This window comes from Planomonospora algeriensis (assembly GCF_977012225.1).
This window is the reverse complement of the sequence record NZ_CDRNDK010000087.1, coordinates 1-18,133: the sequence shown is the minus strand read 5'-3', so window position 1 is coordinate 18,133 and position 18,133 is coordinate 1. Positions and strand designations below refer to the sequence as shown.

15 protein-coding genes, 1 tRNA gene and 2 pseudogenes are annotated in these 18,133 nt (G+C 72.4%); 5 read left to right on the top strand and 13 right to left on the bottom strand.

Going from position 1 to position 18,133, the window contains the following annotated elements; all coding sequences use genetic code 11:
• The 5 genes from ACWJ6R_RS12335 to ACWJ6R_RS12315 all read right to left on the bottom strand — a co-directional run.
• Window positions 1–813: DUF4388 domain-containing protein (locus tag ACWJ6R_RS12335; protein ID WP_449062351.1), on the bottom strand; the 813-nt coding region annotated here is incomplete at its 3' end.
• 6 nt (window positions 814–819) lie between these two features.
• A complete protein-coding gene (locus ACWJ6R_RS12330; protein WP_449062350.1) occupies window positions 820–1,200 on the bottom strand; it encodes a roadblock/LC7 domain-containing protein in 381 nt (126 codons plus the stop codon).
• Between the two features lie 152 nt (window positions 1,201–1,352).
• Window positions 1,353–2,567, bottom strand: a complete 1,215-nt coding sequence (locus ACWJ6R_RS12325; RefSeq protein ID WP_449062349.1) for a DUF4032 domain-containing protein — start codon at window positions 2,565–2,567, stop codon at window positions 1,353–1,355.
• 2 nt (window positions 2,568–2,569) lie between these two features.
• Entirely contained in the window at window positions 2,570–3,220 is a 651-nt protein-coding gene (locus ACWJ6R_RS12320; protein WP_449062348.1) for a class II aldolase/adducin family protein, read from the bottom strand.
• A 163-nt stretch (window positions 3,221–3,383) separates the two neighbouring features.
• Window positions 3,384–5,012: a methyl-accepting chemotaxis protein gene (locus ACWJ6R_RS12315; RefSeq protein ID WP_449062347.1), complete on the bottom strand. Its 1,629-nt coding sequence runs from the start codon at window positions 5,010–5,012 to the stop codon at window positions 3,384–3,386.
• Between the two features lie 283 nt (window positions 5,013–5,295).
• Between ACWJ6R_RS12315 and ACWJ6R_RS12310 the strand changes: the two genes are divergently transcribed.
• Both ACWJ6R_RS12310 and ACWJ6R_RS12305 read left to right on the top strand, forming a co-directional pair.
• Window positions 5,296–5,535 (top strand): 4a-hydroxytetrahydrobiopterin dehydratase, encoded by a 240-nt coding sequence (locus ACWJ6R_RS12310; protein ID WP_449062346.1) that lies wholly within the window; start codon window positions 5,296–5,298, stop codon window positions 5,533–5,535.
• 176 nt (window positions 5,536–5,711) lie between these two features.
• Complete coding sequence (locus ACWJ6R_RS12305) at window positions 5,712–6,287, top strand: superoxide dismutase family protein (RefSeq protein ID WP_449062345.1); 576 nt, start codon at window positions 5,712–5,714, stop codon at window positions 6,285–6,287.
• Window positions 6,288–6,476: 189 nt separating this feature from the next.
• On the opposite strand, the gene ACWJ6R_RS12300 is transcribed toward ACWJ6R_RS12305, so the two are convergent.
• Window positions 6,477–7,874 carry a serine hydrolase gene (locus tag ACWJ6R_RS12300; RefSeq protein WP_449062344.1) on the bottom strand — a complete coding sequence of 466 codons (1,398 nt, stop codon included), beginning with the start codon at window positions 7,872–7,874 and terminating at the stop codon, window positions 6,477–6,479.
• 179 nt (window positions 7,875–8,053) lie between these two features.
• On the opposite strand from ACWJ6R_RS12300, the pseudogene ACWJ6R_RS12295 reads away from it, so the two are divergent.
• Window positions 8,054–9,796 (top strand): annotated as a pseudogene (locus ACWJ6R_RS12295) (sensor histidine kinase); the annotation flags it as partial.
• A gap of 152 nt (window positions 9,797–9,948) precedes the next feature.
• Here ACWJ6R_RS12295 and ACWJ6R_RS12290 read toward each other — a convergent pair.
• On the bottom strand, window positions 9,949–10,563 hold the full coding sequence (locus ACWJ6R_RS12290; protein ID WP_449062352.1) for a spermidine synthase: 615 nt from the start codon (window positions 10,561–10,563) through the stop codon (window positions 9,949–9,951).
• 352 nt (window positions 10,564–10,915) lie between these two features.
• Between ACWJ6R_RS12290 and trhA the strand changes: the two genes are divergently transcribed.
• Window positions 10,916–11,590 carry a PAQR family membrane homeostasis protein TrhA gene (gene trhA / locus ACWJ6R_RS12285; protein ID WP_449062343.1) on the top strand — a complete coding sequence of 225 codons (675 nt, stop codon included), beginning with the start codon at window positions 10,916–10,918 and terminating at the stop codon, window positions 11,588–11,590.
• Here trhA and ACWJ6R_RS12280 read toward each other — a convergent pair.
• Window positions 11,575–12,813: a GAF domain-containing sensor histidine kinase gene (locus ACWJ6R_RS12280; RefSeq protein WP_449062342.1), complete on the bottom strand. Its 1,239-nt coding sequence runs from the start codon at window positions 12,811–12,813 to the stop codon at window positions 11,575–11,577. The two genes, trhA and ACWJ6R_RS12280, sit on opposite strands and share 16 nt — an antisense overlap.
• 216 nt (window positions 12,814–13,029) lie before the next feature.
• Window positions 13,030–14,226, bottom strand: a complete 1,197-nt coding sequence (locus tag ACWJ6R_RS12275; RefSeq protein ID WP_449062341.1) for a M20 metallopeptidase family protein — start codon at window positions 14,224–14,226, stop codon at window positions 13,030–13,032.
• A gap of 217 nt (window positions 14,227–14,443) precedes the next feature.
• On the opposite strand from ACWJ6R_RS12275, the gene lat reads away from it, so the two are divergent.
• On the top strand, window positions 14,444–15,727 hold the full coding sequence (lat, locus tag ACWJ6R_RS12270; protein ID WP_449062340.1) for an L-lysine 6-transaminase: 1,284 nt from the start codon (window positions 14,444–14,446) through the stop codon (window positions 15,725–15,727).
• Window positions 15,728–15,840: 113 nt separating this feature from the next.
• Here lat and ACWJ6R_RS12265 read toward each other — a convergent pair whose 3' ends face one another.
• The 4 genes and pseudogenes from ACWJ6R_RS12265 to ACWJ6R_RS12250 form a co-directional block, all read right to left on the bottom strand.
• Complete coding sequence (locus ACWJ6R_RS12265) at window positions 15,841–16,122, bottom strand: helix-turn-helix domain-containing protein (protein WP_449062339.1); 282 nt, start codon at window positions 16,120–16,122, stop codon at window positions 15,841–15,843.
• 153 nt (window positions 16,123–16,275) lie between these two features.
• Window positions 16,276–16,351, bottom strand: a tRNA-His gene (locus ACWJ6R_RS12260).
• 193 nt (window positions 16,352–16,544) lie between these two features.
• Window positions 16,545–17,168, bottom strand: coding sequence for an oligoribonuclease (orn, locus tag ACWJ6R_RS12255; protein ID WP_449062338.1), 624 nt, complete (start codon window positions 17,166–17,168; stop codon window positions 16,545–16,547).
• Between the two features lie 24 nt (window positions 17,169–17,192).
• Window positions 17,193–18,133: pseudogene (locus ACWJ6R_RS12250) on the bottom strand (hypothetical protein); the annotation flags it as partial.

Here is an 18,133-nt window from a genome sequence, read left to right as displayed (position 1 = left end):
CCCGGTCGGGGGGCCGGTCGGAGTGAGGGCCGCGGCGGAGGCCGCACCGGAGGACGGGGCCTCCGGAGGCGTCCCGGCCGACGCCTCCGGAGACGGTTTCGGGGGTGTCCTCGGAGGCTCCTCCGGAGGCTCTCCGGGAGGGGCCTCCGGCGACGGCTCCGGGCGGCGCAGCAGCCCCGCCGCGCCGAGCTGCCGTACGGCCAGCAGCACCGAGTAGGCGGGACGGCCCAGCTTGCGGGCCAGGTCGGCGGGGGTCGCCGAGGAGTCCGCGCCGACCAGGACCTCCCACTGCAGGGAGGTGAGCATGACCTGCTGGGCGGGGATGCGCGCCAGCGGGACGACGGGAAGGGTGTCCAGCTCGGCGGTCGGCCAGGCCTGGTCCAACTGTGCCCTCCTTCGCCCGTGCTCCCGGAGCAGTCCGGTCACGTCGAAATACCACTGGGGTCCGAGCCAGTGCCGGTCCTCCGGGCGGAACCGCATCCGGACGCCGGTGGCGTCGAACAGGAAGAACGCGGCGTCGAGCACCGCGCCCAGCACGCAGAACTCCAGCTCGCCCCGGGTGAGCAGGCCCCGGGCGACCAGCAGGTCGCCGCCCGGCCGCTCCTCCGACGCGGCCTGCCTGGCCTGCCGTACGGCGTGCGCGGAGATCCGGCCGCCGGCGACGAGCAGGTCCTCGGCCCGGGGGCAGCAGGCGCTCTCGGCGTAGGTGACCCGACCGCCGGTGAGGTAGAACACCCCGGCCTTCCCCAGGCGCAGGGCCCCGGTCGCCCGGTCGTCGGCGAGTCCGCTCAGGACGCTCTCGGCAGTCGGCATGATGGCTCACGTCGTGATGAGCCGGCCGGAAAGCGCCTGGAGCCGGTGACGGGCCAGGGCCAGATTCGAACGGTCGGGATCGAGTCGGACATATATCACTAATGGGCCATCGAAAACTGTTTCCAGAGGTTTCAGTAAATGATGCCCATCGTCCGCGGTAATGATCATTTCATTGACGCGGGCCGTGCCGGTGGGGGAGGTCGCGGCGAGCCCGTCCAGGGTCGCCTGGAGGGCCCCGCTGAGACCGGCCGCGGACTTCTCGGCGTCCAGGTGGCGGCTGCCGCCGCCGATCGCCACGGCCATCCCGCTGGTCTGGTCGATCAGGATCGCGTCCAGCGCGCCGGGGATGGCCATCACCTCGGTCAGGCACTCTTCGATTCCGAGCACTCGAACTCCCTCGCCGACGACTGCGGAAAACGTCGCCCGGCCAGAGTAGGGAATTCCCGAGGGGGTTATGTGTCCTATTAAAAATGGAGATGTGGGGAGGAGGAAGTTTCATCCACCAGGTAGAAGGAAGTGCACTCCATGTGCAACACCGTCTACTGATCTTCGGAGATAAGTGCCTTCTCGTCCGGCTTGAAAATAAGAATGTTCTTCACGTAAGACCGCACGGCGGTCTGCAGGCCGACGTCGCCCCCCGCCTCCTGGGACATGTACCAGCGGTGGTCGAGCACCTCGTGGAAGAGCTGGGCGGGCTCCAGCTTGCGCCGCATCTCCTCCGGGACGGCCTCGACCGTCGGCTGGAACACCTCGGCCAGCCAGCGGTGGGCCACGATCGCCTCGTCCTCGTGGCGCAGGCCGTACGAGACGCGGAAGGAGTCGAGGTCGTTGAGCAGCCGCCGGGCCTGGTTCTCCTCCACGTCCAGGCCGGTGAGGCGGAGCAGCCTGCGCTGGTGGTGCCCGGCGTCCACGACCTTGGGCCGGACGATCAGCCGGCCGGTGCCCGCCTTGCGGCGGACCATCATCTCGGCGACGTCGAAGCCGAGGGTGTTCAGCCGGCGGATCCGCTGGTCGATCATGTGCCAGTCGACCTCCTCGATGATCTCGTCGGAGGTGAGCTCGCTCCACAGGGCGTGGTAGCGCGAGCAGACCGAGTCGGCCACCTCCTCCGGGTCGATGGAGGGGTGGAGCAGGCCGCCGGCCTCCAGGTCGAGCATCTCGCCGTAGAGGTTGGTGTGCGCGACGTCGATGTCGTGCCGGCGCTGCCCCTCGCTGATCATCGGGTGGAGCTCGCCGGTCTCGGCGTCGACCAGGTAGGCGGCGAAGGAGCCCGCGTCCCTGCGGAACAGCACGTTCGACAGCGAGCAGTCGCCCCAGTAGAAGCCGTTCAGGTGGAGCCGGACGAACAGCACCGCCAGGGCGTCGAGCAGCCGGTTGAGGGTGTCCGGCCGGATGGTCCCCGACATGACGGCCCGGTAGGGCAGGGAGAACTGCAGATGCCGTGTGATCAGCGCGGAGTCCAGCGGCTCGCCGTCCGCGCCGGTCCGGCCGGTGATGTACGCCACCGGCTCCACCGCGGGGGTGTCCAGCCGGTGCAGGTCCCACAGCAGGCGGTACTCCCGCCTGGCGTAGTGCTCGCTGATCTCCTTGATCGCGTAGACCCGGCCGGAGAGCCGGGCGAAGCGCACCACGTGCCGGGAGATGCCGCGCGGCAGCGCGACCAGGCGGTGCTCGGGCCACTTCTCCAGGGGCACGTCCCAGGGCAGGCGGAGCAGGTCCGGGTCGCTCGGCGCGCCGGTGAGCTGGAGGGGCATCGTCAGTCCTCGCGGGTGGGGAACGTCGGGGGGTTGAAGGCGCGGTGGGCCACGGCCGCGAGCTGCTCGTCGGTGAGCACCCGGGGCTCGCCGACCGCCCGGGCGCGGACGTAGACCTCGCAGAGCCACTCCAGCAGCCGGGTCGCCTCGAAGGCGCCCGCCAGGTCGTCGCCGAGGGTGACCCCGCCGTGGGAGGCCAGCAGCGCGGCCCGCCTGCCGCCTTCCAGGGCGGCGCGGACGGACTCGGCCAGCTCCGGGGTGCCGTAGGTGGCGTACTCGGCCACCCGGACCGGACCGCCGAGCAGGAGCACGGTGTAGTGGATCGGCGGCAGCTCCGTCATGGTGGCGGCGACCACGGCCCCGAAGACGGAGTGGGTGTGCACCACGGCCCCCGCGTCGCCGCTCGCGTAGACCGCCAGGTGCATCGGCGTCTCGGAGGAGGGCTGCAGCGCGCCCTCGACCAGGTGGCCCGCCACGTCGACCACCGGGCAGGCCTCGGGCTCCAGCCGGTCCAGGGGGACCCCGCTCGGCGTGACCGCGACCAGGTCGCCGTCGCGCACGCTCAGATTCCCGGCGGTCCCGACGACCAGCCCGGTCTCGGCGGCCCGGCGGCCGTACTCGCACAGCAGACGACGTTGGTCGGCCAGCAACATGACCATAAACGTAGGGCTTCCCTGCAATAAGGGGCAAACCGCAATTTATCCGGTCATGTCGAAGGCGTGGCCGCCCGGTGCCCACGATGGGCACCGGGCGGCCACGCCCCGGTCGTGCTTCCGCTCCGGCGTCCCCGGCCCGCCGGAGCGGGCGGTCAGCGGATCACCGGAAGCGGAACTGCGCGACCAGCCCGCTGAGCTCCTCCGACATCCGCGCCAGCGACGCGGTGGCGTCCTGGGCCTGACCGATCGCCTGCGCGGTGGTCTGCGCCGCGTCGGCGACCCCGGTGATGTTGACGGCGATCTCCTCCGAGGAGGAGGCGGCCGCGGTGACGTTGCGGTTCATCTCGTCGGTGGTGGCGGTCTGCTCCTCGACGGCCGAGGCGATGGTCGTCTGGAAGTCGTTGATCCGCCCGATCACCGCGGCGATCTCGGCGATGGCCGTGACCGCCCCACCGGTGCCGTTCTGGATGGCCTCCACGCGGCGGGCGATGTCCTCGGTGGCCTTGGCGGTCTCCTGCGCCAGGTCCTTGACCTCGCCGGCGACCACGGCGAAGCCCTTGCCGGCGTCCCCGGCGCGGGCCGCCTCGATGGTGGCGTTGAGGGCCAGCAGGTTGGTCTGCTCGGCGATCGAGGTGATCGTCTTGACCACCGCGCCGATCTCCCGGGACGACTCGCCCAGCGTGGTGATGGAGACGTTGGTGGCCTCGGCCACGGCCACGGCCTGCGCCGCGACCCGGGCCGCCTCGGCGGCGTTGCCGGCGATCTCCGAGATGGAGGCGCCCATCTGCTCCGAACCGGCGGCGACGGTCTGCACGTTGGAGGAGACCTGCTCGGCCGCGGCCGAGACCACCGCGGCCTGCGCCGAGGTCTCCTCGGCGCCCGCGGCCACCTGGGTGGAGACCGACGAGACCTGCTGGGCGGTGACGGAGACGCCGGCGGCGGCGCCGTCGATGGTGCGCACCAGAGTGTTCAGCCGCTCCACCGCGGCGTCCAGCGCCTGCCCGGTGCGGCCCACCTCGTCCCGGCCGGTCAGCTCCGTGGTGCGGGTCAGGTCGCCGTCCTTGAGCGCCTCGCTCACCGCCCGCACCCGGAGCAGCCCGGCCACGATGCCGCGTGCGGTCGCCCAGCCCAGGCCGAGCGCGGCCAGCATGCCGATGACGAGCGCGGACAGCACGGTGGCGCGGTTCTCGGTGTAGGCGGCCTCGGTGTCCTTGGCCGCCTGCTCGGCTCCGGCCCGCTCACTTTGCACGAGCCGCTGCAGGGCGGTGTTCATCGGCTCGATGAGGGGCTTGAGGTCGCCCTCGCGGACCGCGGTCCAGGCCTTCAGATCGCCGGCCCGGCCGGCGGGCAGCAGCTTGGTCTCCGTGATGGCGATGAAGGACTGGATCAGCGGGCGAAGGTCGGACAGGGCGGCGTCCTGCTCGGCGGTCAGGTCGTGCGTGCCATAGGCGTCCAGCAGCTTGTTCGCCTGGGTTCCGCTGTCTTTGATCGCGCTCTCGTAGGTGCTCTTGGCCGTCGCGTCGGAGAGGGCGTGGTTGGCCACGTCCAGGCGCATCTGCACGGTGTAGCGCCGCAGCTGGGACGCGATGTCCAGGCGGGTGATGTTCTCGGAGTACATGGCCTGGGCGTTGTCGTTGGAGGAGCTCAGCGCGTTGATGCCGAGCACCCCGACGACGGAGCCGACCAGCACCGCGATGACGACCGAGGCGATGATCTTCGTGCGGACGCTCAGATCCTGGGCGAGAGACCGCGCGGTCCGGGCCGGCCGCTCGGTCGTACGGGTGTTCATGACGGGCTCTTTTCGGGGCTTCTGCGGATCTACCGGGGCGGGGCCGCACGCAGAGGGCGCGGACATCTCCTCATCGGTGCCGCCCGCGGCGAGTTGAGGGATATCCAGGGGTTCGGAGCGGGCGGGGTGGCCCGGTCCCGCCCGGTGGGGAAGCCCGCCGGTTCCGGACCGCCGCGGGAGCGCGCGTGGCGTGATTCGGCGTCCCGCCTCCGATGTGATCTCCTGGGGCGATGGACCTGCTTGACGACTCCGCCGTGCAGCGGCGGCTGGCCGAGGTGCCCGAGTGGCGGCGCGAGGTGATGAGATCCGCCGGAAGGTGGCCGCCCCCGACTTCCCGACCGCGATCCGCATCGTCGACGAGATCGCGGTCGAGGCCGAGAAGATGAACCACCATCCCGACATCGACATCCGCTGGCGCACCCTGCACCTGGCTCTGACCACCCACGACGCCGGCGGCCTGACCGAGAACGACTTCGCCCTGGCCGCCCGGATCGACGCCATCGCCGCCGCCCACGGCGCCTGACGGCGGTCCGGTCCTCCCGGCCGCGGCGCCCGCCGTACGGTGCGGTGCCCGCCCGCCCTGCCGTACGGCGCGGGCGCGGGGAGGCGAGTGGGAGCTCCATCAGCCGAACACCCTGCGTGCCCGGACGGTCACTCGTTAGAGTGGGGCGTCCTTCCCGCCGGGCCGAGGAGATGCCGATGCGCCGCCTTCCGTGGATTCTCGCAGCCGCCACCCTGCTCGCCGCGGCGTGCGGCGGACAGGGCGACCAGGAGGACAGGGCCCGCCCGGCCGTGCACGACGTGGCGCCGGAGGGGACCGTGCTCTCCGGCGGCGGCACGTTCGGCGCCCCCGCCCCGCGGGCCACCGCGATCGCCTACGACAGGGCGCTGGTGCCGTCCGGGGCGTGGGCCCGCGTGACGGCGGAGTCCGGGGCGGTGCTGTCCACGGCGAAGGTCGAGGTCCGCGGCTTCCTGCCCGGCCGGACGTACGGCGTGCACCTGCACGTGAACCCGTGCGGCGCGGACCCCGACGACGCCGGGCCGCACTACCGCGACGGCCATCACTCCCACGCCAGCGCCGCCAGCGAGGTCTGGCTCGACTTCACCACCGACCGGAAGGGCGCGGCCACCGCGACGGCGAAGCAGGACTGGGCGTTCGCTCCGGGCCGGCCGCCCCGCTCGCTGGTCGTCCACGCCGAGCCGACCAGGACGGCCGGGACCGACGCGGGCTCCGCCGGTCCCCGGGTCGCCTGCGTCACGCTCGCCGCGCGCTGAGACGCGTACGGGGCCGCGTACGGAGCCGCGTGCTCCGGCGCGCACCGGTTCGCACGCTGAGGCGCCCACCGGGCCGTGCGCTGAGGCGCGTACGGGGTCGCGGGCTCCGGCGCGCACCAGGACGGGCGCGGTTCGTGCCTTCCTCGGGGGAGGGCATGAACCGGCGCCACCGGTGCTCCACCGATCCGGTCAGCCCTCGGCGAGCAGCGCGAAAGCGCCGCGGCTGAGGGAGACGAGTTCGGGGGCGGCCTTGGCCTCGTCGAGCGGCCTCCTGCGGTCGTTCGCCAGCGGGACGACGACGTAGGTCTTCCCCGCGGCCGTGCGGGCGGCGTAGGACAGGTCGAGCACGCCGAGCTCGGAGCCGCCCTTGGCCCAGACGGCGGGCCACTTCGCGGGGTCGAGCCCGATCCCGATGTCGTTGGCCGAGAGCGCCTTGTGCAGCGGCTGGCTGGACAGCTTCGCCAGCCCGCTGTAGGCGCGGCACACGTCCTTCGGCGAGCCGAACCACTCCAGCGTGTGGATCTCCCGGGGCGCCGTCCACTCCTTGATGTCGGTGAGCTTGAGCTTGGCGACGACGTCCTCCAGGTAGGCGCGCCTGCCCCGGGCGTCCCGCGCGAGGTAGGCCCGGGCGTGCTTCGGATAGTCGACGCCCTTGAGCAGGAACGACTCCTTGGTGGTCAGGAAGGGGACGTTGCCCTTCGGGTGGTCGGACCACTGGCGCACCTTGGCCTCGACGGCCTTGCGGCCGACCGTGTGGATGAGCAGGTCGGTGGCGGTGTTGTCGCTGATGGAGATCATCAGCTCGGCCGCTTCGCGGACCGTGACGGTGCTGCCGTCCGGCCGCTCGTACAGCCCGCCCTCGCTCGGGCTCTTCCACTCCGGCCTGATCGTGAGCTTCGTGTCCCAGCTCAGCCTGCCGTCCCGGATCTTCTCGGCCACCGCGCCGAGCACGTAGAGCTTGAAGATCGACCCCAGCGGCCGGACCTTGCCCGCGGCCAGTCCGTGGACGGTCCGGCACCGGCCCCGGGAGTCGATCTCCGCGGCGAGGAAGCCGACCTCGGGGGCGACCTTGCGCAGCCGGGCGTCGAGCTCGGCCCAGCTCTTCGGGGCGGCCGGGATCGGCGGCTGCGGGTCACCGACCCCGAACCGGTCGATCTTCCCCTGGGCGTTGACGCGGATCCGGATCTCGGCCGCCTTGTCGCCGATCCTCCCCGTCCCGGTCAGCGCGGTGGGCGTGACCTCGGTGAGCTTCTCCAGCGTGAGCCCGCGCACGTCCGCCAGGAAGACGTTGAACCTCTCGACGGTCAGCTCCGCCAGGAAGGCGGCGTCGATGTGCTCGGCCAGCTCGCTCCCGGAGAGCGGAGCGCGGTCCGGCGCGCCGAGGAACCAGCGGAGCTGCCGGCCGGCAGGGCTGTCGGGGATCTCCGGGGCGGCGGTGGCCGCGGAGGCGGTTACCTGCGCGACCTGAGTGGTCTGCGCGACCGGCGCGGCCTGCGCCGCCTGCCCGCCGGTGAGCGTGATCGCCGGGACGGCCGCGCCGGCCAGGGCCAGCGCCAGGAGGCGGGTCGGTCGGGTCAGCGGTCGCATGGGGGACTCCTCGTCGTCGTGATGCCGGCCGCCCCTCCGGCGGCCTCGTTCCGAACCTAGGAAGCGGCGCGGCTGCGCAGTACCCGGCAGGCCTCCGTCTTCGGGGGTGAGGCAGACTGCACCCGGTGTGCGGACAACCTCATGGACGGCGGGTCCGGTGGCGGGCCACCCTGCGTTCCATGACATCCACCAGGGCCCGCCTCCTCTCCGGCGCGGCGGCCGGAGCGGCCTCGGCCGGGATCGTCGCGGGCTCGGTCATGGAGACCGGCCTGCCCGTCCCGTTCAGTCAGTGGGTGTTCACGGTGGCGTGCCTGTCGCTCCCCGCCCTCGGCCTGCTCATCGCGCTGCGCCGCCCGGACAACGTGTACGGCTGGCTGCTGCTGGCCACGGCCGGCTGCCTGGGACTCGGAGCGCTCGGGTACGGCCTCCTGCTGCGAGGCGGTCCGGGACCGGCGGCCGTCGCCGGCGCGCTGATGGTCTCGTTCTTCCCCGTCTTCTACGGTCTGAGCTGGATCTTCATCCCGCTGCTCTTCCCCGACGGGCGGCTGCCCTCGCGGCGCTGGCAGGCGGGTTCCCGGATCGCCGCGGCGGTGATCGCCCTCTACTGGCTGGGCATCCTGCTGAGCCCGGACGAGGTCTACGCGCCCTTCTTCTCCGGGGGCAACCCGTTCAACCTCGGCGGGACGGCCGACCTGGTCGCCGGGGTCGCGGGAGCGCTGGGGCAGCTGGCGACCTTCCTGGCCGCGCTCGCGGTGCTGGCCTCGCTCGTCCTGCGCTGCCGGCGGAGCCCGGCGGCCGAGCGCCGCCCGCTGCGCTGGATGATCGCCGGGACGGTCGCCAACCTCGGCGGGTACGTCCTGACGGGGGTCTTCGCCGAGCAGGGCCACGAGGTCGCGGGCTGGTTCGGCGCCCTCACCATCATGGCCGCCATGCCCGCCGTGATCGCGGCGGCGGTGTTCCGGCACAACCTGCTCGACATCCGGGTGGGGATCCGGGGATCGCGGCTCTTCCTCGTCTTCGACCTGCGGCCCACGGTGGACGAGCTGCTGACCGAGATCGGGCCGGGGCTGGAGGACGCCGACCCGGTCGAGCAGCTCGAACGGCTGGCGGGAGCCGTACGGGCCGGGCTGGAGGTCCGGTGGGCGGCCGTCGCGCTGGCCGACGGCACGCGGGTGGTCGCGGGGGAGGAGGACGGCGAGGCGGCGCTCACCGTGCCGGCCGGGCTGGGGCACATCGCCTGCGGCCCGAAGACCGCCGGGCCCGTCACGGCCGAGGACCGGCGGCTGCTGGGGGCGCTGGCCGTACCGGTCGGACTGGCGATCCGGAGCGCGGCGCTGGCCGCCCGGCTGGTCGACGCCGAGGAGGCGGGGCGGCGGCGGATCGAGCGGGACATCCACGACGGGGCGCAGCAGCAGCTCGTCGCGCTCATCGCGGGCCTGGAGCTGGCCAGGGCCACCGGAGGGGAGCCGGAGCTGCTGGCCCTGCTGCGGGAGCAGGCCCGCCAGGCCCTCACCGATCTGAGGGAGCTGGCGGCGGGCATCCACCCGTCCGCGCTCAGCCAGGGCGGGCTGGCCGAGGCGGTCGAGGAGCGCTGCTCGCGCCTGCCGGTGGCGACCACCGTGACCGCGGCCCCCGGGCTGCGGGCCCGGCGCTTCCCCGACCAGGTCGAGGGCGCGATGTACTTCACGGTGAGCGAGGCGGTCGCGAACGCGCTCAAGCACGCCGCCGCCACCCGGATCGAGGTACGGCTGACGCACACCGGAGGGCGGCTCCAGGCCGTGGTGGCCGACGACGGGAAGGGCTTCGACCCGGCGGTGACCGGCCGCCGGGGACTCGGGCAGCTGGCCGACAGGCTGCGGGCGCTCGGCGGGAACCTGGAGGTGTCCAGCGCGCCGGGGGAGGGCACCCGGGTGCGAGCCTGGGTGCCGGTGCCCGGATCTGAACCGGGACCGACGCCGGTACCCCGCCCCGTGTCCCGATCCGCGTCCGGTCCGGGGTCCGGCGCCGTGCCCGGACCGGCGTCAGCCGAAGACGGCGGGCGGAGGGACGGGGACGACCACGGGGTCGCCGTCGTTCAGCGGCGGGCCCCGGCGACGAAGCGGGTCAGCTCCTCCCCGTGCAGGCAGCGCGCCTGGGTGAGACCGCCCGCGGCCCGGCGGGTCAGCCCGGCCAAGGGAAGGCCGGCGGGTGAGGCGGCGACGATGAGGTTGCCGAACCGGCGGCCGCGCAGCACGCCGGGCTCGGCCAGCATCGCCACGTGGCGGAAGGTCCCGCCGATCGTCGCGAGCACCCGCCGGGCGAAGGCCAGCCCCTTGCCGTCGGCGATGTTGACCAGCAGCGTCCCGGAGGGGCGCAGCACGCGGGCCACCTCGCCCATGTACTCGGAGGTGGCCAGGTCGAGCGGCATCGCGGCACCGCTGAAGGCGTCCAGCACGAGCAGGTCGGCCGAGCCGTCGGCGAGCCCGGCGGTGGCGCTGCGGCCGTCGAGGATCCTCACCTTGAGCCGGGGCACGGACTTCAGCCGGAGCTGGTCGCGGACGAGCTGGACCAGGCCGCCGTCGGGCTCGGCGACGATCTGCCGGGACCCCGGACGGGTCGCCGCGACGTAGCGGGGCAGGGTGCAGGCGCAGCCGCCGACGTGCACGGCGTCCAGCGGTCCCTCGTCCAGCAGGTCGATCACCAGGGCCATCAGCTGGACGTACTCGAAGTCGAGGTAGGTGGGGTCGTCCAGGTCGACGTAGGACTGGGGGACGCCGCCGGAGGAGACGACCCAGCCCGAGGGCCTGTCGAGGTCGCGCAGCAGGTCGACCTCCCCGAAGGTCACCGGGTAACGGCCCGGCATCGGCCCCTGTGCTTCCCGCCTGGACATTCCTTTGGTCCTCTTTTCTGTGATACGCACCGAGTGGAGACTCTGCTGGGAGAAACCGTATGCGCACCCGGCCGCTCCCCGCTCTCGCCGCCGTCGCGCCCGTCCCCGTCCGCGGGGCGGTTGTAGGGCAGATCACAACCTACGAGGCCGTAACTTACGCTACCGTAGGTTCATGACCACGACCGCTTCTGAGAAGACGTCGCTCCCGGAGCCGATCAAGCCGCGACTCCGCGGATGGCTGCACGCCGGGGCGCTGCCCGTCACGCTCGTCGCCGGTTTCGTCCTCGTGGCCCTGGGCCCGACCCTGCAGGCGCGGCTCGCCGCCGTGATCTACGCGGTCACCTCGGGCCTGCTGTTCGGCATCTCGGCGACCTACCACCGCGGCACGCTCTCACCGCGCCTGGAAGAGGTGCTGCGCCGGCTCGACCACGCCAACATCTATCTGATCATCGCGGGCACCTACACCCCGTTCGCGCTGCTCGCGCTGGACGGCTCCGCCCGCGTGGTGGTCCTGTCCGTGGTCTGGGCCGGCGCGATCGCGGGCGTGCTGTTCCGGGTGCTGTGGATCCACGCGCCCCGCTGGCTGTCCACGGCCCTGTACATCGCCCTCGGCTGGACGGCCGTGTTCGTGCTGCCCCAGCTCGCGGAGGGCGCGGGCGTGGCCGCGGTGGCATTGGTCTTCGTCGGCGGCGTGCTCTACACCGCCGGCGGCGTCGTGTACGGCCTGCGCCGCCCCGACCCCTCGCCCCGCTGGTTCGGCTTCCACGAGGTCTTCCACGCCTTCACCCTCGCCGCCTACCTGGTGCAGTACATCGCGGTCTCCCTGGTGGTCTACGGAGCGTCCTGACCGTCCCCGCCGGAGGGCCGGAGGGCGGGCAGGGTGAGGGTGACGTGGATGCCTCCGCGCTCCTCGTTCTCCAGCCGCACGCCGCCCCCGTGCCACCGGACGATCTTCGCGGTGATGGCCAGGCCGATGCCCAGGCCGGCGATCACCTGCTCCTCGGCGTTCGAAGCGCGGAAGAAGTCCTCGAAGACGTGCTCCAGGTCCCTCACCCCGATCGCGATCCCGGTGTCGCGGATCTCCAGCGTGGGCTCAGGGTCGGAATCGACGGTGACGTCGATGGCGCCGCCGGGCGGAGTGAACTTGATCGCGTTGTCCAGCACGCGCCGCAGGGCCTGCTCCAGCCGTCCGGCGTCGACCCGCACCTCCGCTCCCGTGCGGACGTCCAGGCGCAGGGAGTGCTCCCTGCGTCCGGCCTCCTCGGTGACGGCGTCGACCGCGTGGCGGGCGATGTCGGCCAGATCCGCCCGCGCCGGGGTGAACGCGGCGGTCCCGGCGTTGAGGCTGGCCAGCAGCAGCAACTCGTCCAGCAGACCCATCAGGTGGGTGGTGTTGCGCTCGACCACCTGCATGAATCTGTCCCGGGTGAGCCCGTCCAGCCCTTCGTCCTCCAGCAGGTGGAGGTAGCTGCGGATCGAGGTCATCGGGGTGCGCAGCTCGTGGTTGATCGTGCGCAGGAACTGCGCCTTGAGCTCCTGCACCTCGTGCAGGCTCCGGGTGACCCGGGCGGACTCGTGGGCGTGGCCGCGCAGTTCCAGCAGCATGGTCGCGTTGGCGGCGAGGACGTGGAGGACCTGGCGCTGCTCGGAGGTCAGCCGATGCGGCCGGTGGTCGAAGAGGCAGACCGTGCCCAGGGCGTGGCCCCGGCTGCTGATCATCGGCGCGCCCGCGTAGAAGCGCACGTGCGGCTCGCCCGCGACCAGCGGGTCCTCCCGGAACCGCGGATCGGTCAGCGCGTCGGGCACCTCCAGCAGCTCACGCCCGCAGACGGTGTACGGGCAGAACCCGCTGTCGCGGCCCACGCCGTGCAGCGCGATGCCCGTACGGCCCTTGAAGTACTGCCGGTTCCCGCCCACCAGGTTGACCAGCGCGATGGGAACCCCGCAGATGCGCGCGGCCAGTGTGGCGATGGCCTGGAGCTCGGGCTCGACGGCGGGGTCCAGCACCTGCAGATCGTCCATCTCCCGCAGCCGCTCGGCCTCGTCGGCTGGTATCGGTCTCTCGGGCATGCGCAACGCGTCCAAAGTCTTCCGGGAATCCGCTTCGAGGTCGTCCGTTCCGAGTCGTGCTCATCCGTGCCCGTCGGCGCTCATCCGTGCCCGTGCGCCCGTGCTCACCTGTCCATGCCCAGGTCGCGCCGGGTCTACCACCGGACGCCCGCACCGGCCGGGGCGTGTTCCGGAGCGGGAGCGGGCCCGCGTGCCCGGCCCGTTCCCCGCCTGCGGCTAGCCCGCGGCCAGGCCGAGGCGGCGGCCGGCGAGCTCGGCGTAGAGGGCGGCGCCGTCGGCCAGGACCCCGTCGTCGAAGCGGGCCTCGGGGGAGTGGTTGTAGGCGGCTCTGCGCGGGTCGAGGTCCGGCGGGCACGCGCCGAGGGCCACGAACGCCGAGGGGATCCGGTCGCACACGTAGGAGAAGTCCTCCGCGCCGGTGAACGGCTGCGGCGCCCGGGTGAACCGCTCCTCGCCGTAGACCTCGCGGACGGTCTCGCCGACGAAGTCGGCCTCGGCGCCGTCGTTGACGGTGACCGGGTAGCCCATCTCGAAGTCGGTCTCCACCTCCAGTCCGTGCGCCGCGGCGATGCCCCCGACGAGGGCGACCGCCCGCTCCCGGACCCGCTCGTGGGAGGCGGCGGAGAACGACCGGATCGTCGCCTCGAACCTGGCCTCCTCGGGGATCACGTTGTCGACCGTGCCCGCGTGGAAGGAGCCCACGGTGACCACCACCGGGTCGAAGACGTCGAAGCCGCGCGTCACCATCGACTGCAGCGCCAGGACCATCTCGCACGCGGCGGGGATCGGGTCCTTGGCCAGGTGCGGCGCCGAGCCGTGTCCTCCGGCGCCGCGAACGGTCACGACGAGCCGGTCGGCGGCGGCCATGATCGGCCCGGTCCTGGTGAGGAAGAGGCCGTTCGGGAGCACCGAGCTGATCACGTGCAGGGCGTAGGCGGCGACCGGCCACTCGCCGGACGCGTCGAGCACGCCCTCGTCGATCATGAGCTTCGCGCCCCGGTGGCCTTCCTCGCCCGGCTGGAACATGAAGACCACGTTCCCGGCGAGCCGGTCGCGCCGGGCCGAGAGCAGGTGGGCGGCTCCGGCGAGCATGGTGGTGTGCAGGTCGTGGCCGCAGGCGTGCATCCGCCCGTCCAGCCGGGAGGTCACCTCCGCGCCGCGCTCGGAGACCGGCAGGGCGTCCATGTCGCCGCGGAGCAGCACGGTGGGGCCGGGCCGGTCGCCCCGCAGGACCGCGGTGACCGAGCTCAGGCCCTCGCCGAGCCGTACCTCCAGGGGGAGTCCCGACAGCGCGGTCAGCACCTTCTCCTGGGTCCGGGGCAGGTCGAGGCCGAGTTCGGGCTCCCGGTGCAGGGCGTGGCGGAGACGGACCAGCTCGTCCCGCATGTCGGCGGCGGATTCGCGAAGGGACACCGTGCACTCCTCCTGGACGGATGGGCTGTCGAGGGCACGATAACCCGGAGCCCGGCGTCCCGGGCGGGAGGACCCCTCGGCCGGGCGGCGCGGAGACGACCTGCGTCACCGGGTCGAGACTGCATAATCTTCACAAATCTCGAAGAGATTACGTAATATCTTCAGGTAAGAGCATCAATGCGGGGGAATCATCTGTCCAGCTCACCGTGGAGGGGACATGGACGTGCACGGCCGCCTCGCTCGCCACCTGCTCGTGGACGGTTACCGGCTGGTTCTCGATCTCGAACGGAGCCGTGGATCCCGGCTCGTCGACGCCCGGACCGGCCGCTCCTACCTGGACTTCTACACCTTCTTCGCATCCGCGCCGCTCGGCGTGAACCCGTTCGACGACGATCCGGAGTTCCTCGCCCTGCTCGGGCGGGTCGCCGCGAACAAACCCGCCAACTCCGACCTCTACACCGCCCACCTCGCCGACTTCGCCGATACCTTCACCCGCGTGCTCGGCGATCCCGAGCTGCCGCATCTGTTCTTCGTCGAGGGCGGTGCGCTGGCCGTGGAGAACGCGTTGAAGTGCGCCTTCGACTGGAAGTCGCGGCGCAACGAGGCGAACGGCCGGCCCGCCGGGCTCGGCACGAAGGTGCTCCACCTCACCCGGGCCTTCCACGGCCGCAGCGGCTACACCCTCTCGCTGACCAACACCGACCCGGTCAAGACCGACCGGTTCCCGACGTTCGGCTGGCCCCGCGTCGACGTGCCCGCCGTCCACTTCGGCGACGTCGAGGCCGCCGAGGAGCGCGCGCTGGCGCAGGCGCGGGCCGCGTTCGAACGGCACCCGCACGACATCGCCTGCTTCATCGCCGAGCCGATCCAGGGCGAGGGCGGCGACAACCACATGCGCGCCGAGTTCCTCCAGGCGATGGAACGGCTCTGCCGTACCCACGACGCGCTGTTCGTCCTGGACGAGGTGCAGACCGGGGGCGGCACCACCGGCACCCCCTGGGCCTACCAGCAGCTCGGCCTCCACCCCGACGTGGTCGCCTTCGCCAAGAAGGTCCAGGTCGGCGGGGTGATGGCGGGCCGCAGGGTGGACCTGGTGCCGGACAACGTGTTCCGGGTCAGCGGCCGGATCAACTCCACCTGGGGCGGCGGACTGGTGGACATGGTCCGCTCCCGCCGCATCCTGGAGATCGTCGAGCGCGACGGCCTGATCCCGCGCGCGGGCGCGCTGGGCGAGGAACTCCTGGCGATGCTCCTGAAGATCCAGGCGAAGTTCCCCGAGCGGGTCGGGAACGCCCGTGGGCGGGGCCTGATGTGCGCCTTCGACCTGCCCTCCGGAGCGGACCGGGACCGGGTGGTGGCGCGCCTGCGGGAGGACGAGGGCGTGCTCGTCCTGCCCTGCGGAGAGCGGTCGGTACGGCTGCGCCCCGCCCTCTCGGTGACCAGGGAGGAACTGCAGGAGGGCACGGCCGCCATCGCCCGGGTCCTGGACCCGGTCCTCTGACGCGATCCCCGGCCTGAGGACCGGACCTGAGGCCGGGGCGCCGCGGACGGATCCGGTGGCCGTCCACCGCGCGCCGGGCACGGTCCCGGTCCGCCACCGGGGCGGCGGCCGGGCTACCGGGGCGGGTCGTCCTCTCCGGGCTCGCGGCCGGACGGTGCGCCCGGACCCTCGCGCCCCCGCCAGAGACCGATCGCGGTCACCCGTGAGTCCGCGCCCAGCTTGGCGTAGATCCGGTTCACGTGGTTCTTGACGGTCTTCTCGCTGAGGAACAGGTGCCGGGCGATCTGGCCGTTGGAGTGACCATCCGCGATCAGCTCCATGACCTCGGCCTCGCGCCTGCTCAAGCCCGCCACGACTCCGGGTTCGGCGTTGAACCTTGCATCGTCGACTCTCATCCCGCCTCCGCGGAAGCAACACGGTCAGGTCGCCGAGGCCCCCGGTCGTACGGCGGTAGCAGCGAGCATAACCCGTGATGTCCCTCTTTGGTGGGGAAGTTGAATCTCTGGGAAAATGCACAACGGCCGGTCCCGAAGGACCGGCCGTTCGCCTGGGGTGAGCGAGGGGACTTGAACCCCCGGCATCCAGGACCACAACCTGGCGCTCTGCCAACTGAGCTACGCCCACCATGTCCGTCGCCTCGCGGCGGCAGCACATGAAAAGTGTAGCGGTCTTTGGGAGTCGTCACGCACCCTGTTTTTGGCGACGCTGCGCGTCGCGGCTCGGGGGCCGGTAACCGCCGCCTTCGCTCCTCAGTCCAGACGCCGGAGCCCCCTCGCGGGCTGATGGCGACGCTGCGCGTCGCGGCTCCGGGGGTTGCTCAGGAGGAGGAGGCGGACGGGTCGCGGGGCGGGGTGGAGACGCTCTCGGCGAGTTCGCGGGCGGTGGCGGAGTCGGGCCCGGGCTGGGGAACGAAGACCGCCGCACGGTAGTAGCGGAGCTCGCGGATGCTCTCGACGATGTCGGCCAGCGCCCGGTGGCCGCCCTGCTTCTCCGGGGAGGCGAAGTAGACCCGCGGGTACCACCGCCGGGCCAGCTCCTTCACCGAGGAGACGTCGATCATCCGGTAGTGCAGGAAGGCGTCCACCAGGGGCATGTCCCGCGCGATGAAGGACCTGTCCGTGGCGATGGAGTTGCCGCACAGCGGCGCCTTCTTCGGCTCCGGCACGTGCCCCTTGATGTAATCGAGGACGAGCGCCTCGGCCTCGGCCAAGGTGACACCCCCGCCCAGCACGTCCAGCAGGCCCGAGGCGGTGTGCATCTCCCGCACCACCTCCGACATCTGCTCCAGCGACTCGGGCGGGGGCTTGATGACCACGTCGACGCCCTCGTCCAACTGGTTGAGCTCGCCGTCGGTGACCACGCAGGCCACCTCGACGAGGGCGTCACGGCCGAGGTCGAGCCCGGTCATCTCACAGTCGATCCAGACCAGCAGGTCACTCATAACCTTCAGCGTAGTGCCCCCCGCTCAGGAGAGTTCGAGCGACTTGAGCACCCGGTCGGTCACCGAGGTGTCGAGGTTGTCCGGGATGGACATGTACAGCAGCGCGGGACGCTTGCCCTCCCCCCGGTCCACGAGCACGAAGGTGACCCGCTCCTTCTTCCAGTTCCAGCCGTTCTGCTCCGAGAGCTGGGTGAAGTCGAGGTCGAACGAGAGCAGCCAGGCCTCCTTGCCGCTGACCTTGACGGCCTTGCGCTCGACGGGCTCGCGCTCGTGCTTGGGGCTGTAGAAGAGCGGCTCCAGGCCGAGCATGATCTGCGCCGTGACGGAGTCCATGTTCTTCGGCCCGTCGTAGGCGAACTGGGCCGGCAGCTCCGCGCTGTAGATGGTGCCGAGCCAGTTGCCGCCCCGGCCGTCGAAGTTCTCGTGGGAGGTGGTCTCCACCGCGCTGGACCAGGCGAAGCCGAGCGCCCCCGAGGGCTTTCCGGTGGGCACCTGCCACTTGTCGCCGGGGAACTCGTAGGACAGGCCGGTCACGGGGTCGGTGATGCGCCCGTTCTCCGGCTGGGGCAGGGTGCCGGACGGGCTCTCCCGCGTCGGCGAGGGTTCGGGGGTCGACTCGGGCGTGGGCTCCTGCGTCGCGGTCGGCACGGGCGGGAGGGGGGAGTCGCCCGCGGTCGGCCTGCCGTTCGGGTCGATCAGGAACATGGCGGCGACCACGATTCCGACGATCAGGACGACCACCCCGCCGCCGCCGAGGATCCACGGCCACGCGCTCTTGCCGCCCGGCCGCGGTCCGGGAGGCGCGCCGTACGGGCCGGCGGGTCCGCCGTAGGGACCGGCCGCCGGAGCGGCGGGTCCTCCGCCGTAGGGCCCGGGTCCTCCGTACGGACCCGCGGGCGAGGGTCCTCCGTACGGGCCCGCGGGGGCGGATCCTCCGTACGGTGCGGCGGGTGCGCCGTACGGTC

Coding starts and splice junctions, on each gene's coding strand:
- ACWJ6R_RS12305 (WP_449062345.1), top strand. CDS start 5,712: ATGCGCCGCCTTCCGTGGATTCTCGCAGCCGCCACCCTGCTCGCCGCG.
- ACWJ6R_RS12280 (WP_449062342.1), bottom strand. CDS start 12,813: ATGCCCGAGAGACCGATACCAGCCGACGAGGCCGAGCGGCTGCGGGAG.
- ACWJ6R_RS12325 (WP_449062349.1), bottom strand. CDS start 2,567: ATGCCCCTCCAGCTCACCGGCGCGCCGAGCGACCCGGACCTGCTCCGC.
- lat (WP_449062340.1), top strand. CDS start 14,444: ATGGACGTGCACGGCCGCCTCGCTCGCCACCTGCTCGTGGACGGTTAC.
- ACWJ6R_RS12320 (WP_449062348.1), bottom strand. CDS start 3,220: ATGTTGCTGGCCGACCAACGTCGTCTGCTGTGCGAGTACGGCCGCCGG.
- ACWJ6R_RS12290 (WP_449062352.1), bottom strand. CDS start 10,563: ATGGCCCTGGTGATCGACCTGCTGGACGAGGGACCGCTGGACGCCGTG.
- orn (WP_449062338.1), bottom strand. CDS start 17,168: ATGAGTGACCTGCTGGTCTGGATCGACTGTGAGATGACCGGGCTCGAC.
- ACWJ6R_RS12315 (WP_449062347.1), bottom strand. CDS start 5,012: ATGAACACCCGTACGACCGAGCGGCCGGCCCGGACCGCGCGGTCTCTC.
- trhA (WP_449062343.1), top strand. CDS start 10,916: ATGACCACGACCGCTTCTGAGAAGACGTCGCTCCCGGAGCCGATCAAG.
- ACWJ6R_RS12300 (WP_449062344.1), bottom strand. CDS start 7,874: ATGCGACCGCTGACCCGACCGACCCGCCTCCTGGCGCTGGCCCTGGCC.
- ACWJ6R_RS12265 (WP_449062339.1), bottom strand. CDS start 16,122: ATGAGAGTCGACGATGCAAGGTTCAACGCCGAACCCGGAGTCGTGGCG.